Below are 2,441 nucleotides of genomic sequence, written 5' to 3' on the forward strand. Positions count from 1 at the left end.
TACCATTCGTTGACTTCCTTGGTGACGTCGTTGCCGCCGATGGCCTTCCACTCTTCGACGAAGCTGTCGAAGTCGTCGATCGGCTTTTTGCCGTAGATCATATTGATGAACGTGTCGGACTCCAGCTTGACGAGGATGCCGTTTTTGGACTGCATCGCCGGCGTCGGCGCGCCTGTGAATTGCTGTGCGATCGCCGAGCCGCTCTCCCAGCCGTCGACGACGATCTCGGCTGCCTTCAGCGTGTCGGGGTTCGTTTGCGCCGCTCGCTGCTCCGCCGAGGTTTCCGGCTCCTTGCCGCGGCTGATGCTGGCCAGCATCTCGAGGTTGGTGAACGGGTTTTTCGGATCGATCAGCACGTACTTGGAGACAGATACCTTCTCGCCGGGGATATCGTCCTCGGAGACCGATACCGTGCCGTCCGGGAGGATCGTGTAGTCATAATCCAGCGCCCAGCCATGCTCGAACTCGCCGCCCGGCTCGTTCATGATGCGGTTGAAGATACGGTTCAAGTACAGGAACAATGCGTCTACATGCTCGAAGTCCTTCTTGATAAGCATGCCGCCGCGGAGGAACGTCGTGTCGCGGGAGGCCGACTTGCCATCCACCGTAGGCAGCGGGAACGGCTTCATCTCTGCGCCCTCGACATTGTTCTTCAGATCCGGGATCGGCCAGTTCGGCAGCCAGTACGGCGCGACGACCATACCGACGCGGCCTTGACCGATCAGCTCCGCCAGCTTGTTCTCATCGTGCAGACCCGCTTCCTTGGAGATGAAGCCTTTGTTGAACCAGTCGTTCAGACGCGTCAGTCCCTGCTTCATCTCTGGCAGCGTCGAGCCGTGCGCGAGCTGTCCGTCGCGCTCCAGCCATTGATACGGGATCGTGCCGTACGGCCCGAATACCCAGGTGCTCTCGCCCAGCCAGCCCGCGAACGGGTTCGGCTGATTGCCGCCTGAGCCGAGGCTTAAGCCCAGCGGGATGATGTTGTCCGGGTTATTGTCGAGGAATGCCTGCATGACCGTCTCGAGCTCCTCGAAGGTCGTCGGCGCTTCCACGCCGGCTTTCTCCAGCCAGTCCGTACGGACCCACAGCACGCCGTTATCGTTGCCCGCGTGAGCAAAGTTCGGCAGCGCCATCCGCTTGCCCTCATGCGTCACTTGACTCCACATGAGCGGGTGCGAGTTGTAGACGTCCTTGACCGCTTGCGAGGCATACGTCTCGAAGTCTTGCGTAATATCGCGGTAATGGCCGGACTGGATCAGTTCGTTGATCAGCCCCAGGTCCTCCGTGTTGATCACATCGGGCAGATCCTCCTTGGCTGTCAGCATGAGCCGCACTTTGGTGGCGAATTGGTCGCCAGGCGACTCCCAGATGTTTTTCAGCTCGATGCCGAGCTCCTCGCGCGCCCATTTGGTGTGCACGTTGTTTTCCAGCGTTTCGCCGTTTTTGAACTTCAGCGTGCCGTCTGTTGCCTTGACTGTCGTGATCGTGACCGGCGGATCGAATTTGTAGGTGCCGTTCTGGATCGCTTCTGCATTGGGATCGACCTCGGCCGGTTGCTGGGCTTCCGTATTCGTGCCTGTGCCTGTCTGCCCGCCGTTCCCCGGCTGGCTTTCGCCGCCCGAGTTCGATGAACAAGCGGCCAGCGTAAAGACCAGCATCGCGGCGATCATCAGTAGTATTGACTTCTTAACCATGTGTCTGGATGAACCTCCCTTTAAGTCTGCTGTAGTAAGCTGCCACTTAATCTTATTACAGCGCTTACAGCCCGGTAAGAGATAAAGTTTTAAGATCATATGGCAAATTGTTAAGATTTTGATTGGTTGCGCTCGCGATATTCGTTGGGCGTCATCCGGTAGTGATACTTGAACAATTTGCTGAAATACGGCGGGTTTTGGAAGCCTAGCAGGCTCGACAACGCGTAAATTTTGATGTCGGTCGTCCGCAGCAGCACGCTCGCCTTCTCCATCCGGTAACGCATAATAAAGTCGCTAATATTCTCCTTCATCTCCTGCTTGTAGAGCGAGGAGAGATAGGCCGGATGCAGACCTACATGGTCCGCGATCGCCTGCAGCGACACGTCGGTGGCGATATGCGTCTCGATAAACCGGTGGATTTTGGAGATGAGCTGGCTTTTGTTGTCCTTGAACTCGCCGACGCTCGCCGACTCCAGATTGCGCAGCGCCAGCTCGGCCCACTCCGTCACATGGTCCAGACGACTGAACATGCCTTGCTCGGCGGCGATATCGGCCTCGAAGCCGGTCAGCTCCATGAGCGTTTTGCCTTGCAGATGGGCCAGGTAGAGGAAGGCGTTCATGAGCGTATAGACCGCCTCGCTAATATGCTCCTCGGTGTCCAGCTCCTTGTCGCGCATCTCCGCGAACAGCGCGTCCAGCTTCTGGCGCGTCTCCGGCCAACGCCGAGCTTCCAGCAGCTGCTGGAAG

General features: G+C 58.2%; 2 protein-coding genes. Both read right to left on the minus strand.

Annotation, left to right across the window (positions count from 1 at the left end):
* A partial coding sequence (locus tag PA598K_RS23725) for an extracellular solute-binding protein (RefSeq protein ID WP_185602191.1) occupies positions 1-1,694 on the minus strand: 1,694 nt, incomplete at its 3' end.
* Between the two features lie 110 nt (positions 1,695-1,804).
* Positions 1,805-2,441, minus strand: a 637-nt coding sequence (locus tag PA598K_RS36465; RefSeq protein ID WP_185602192.1) for a helix-turn-helix transcriptional regulator, incomplete at its 5' end; no start/stop codon positions are given.

The organism is Paenibacillus sp. 598K, from assembly GCF_003851045.1.
Taxonomy (GTDB): domain Bacteria; phylum Bacillota; class Bacilli; order Paenibacillales; family Paenibacillaceae; genus Paenibacillus_D.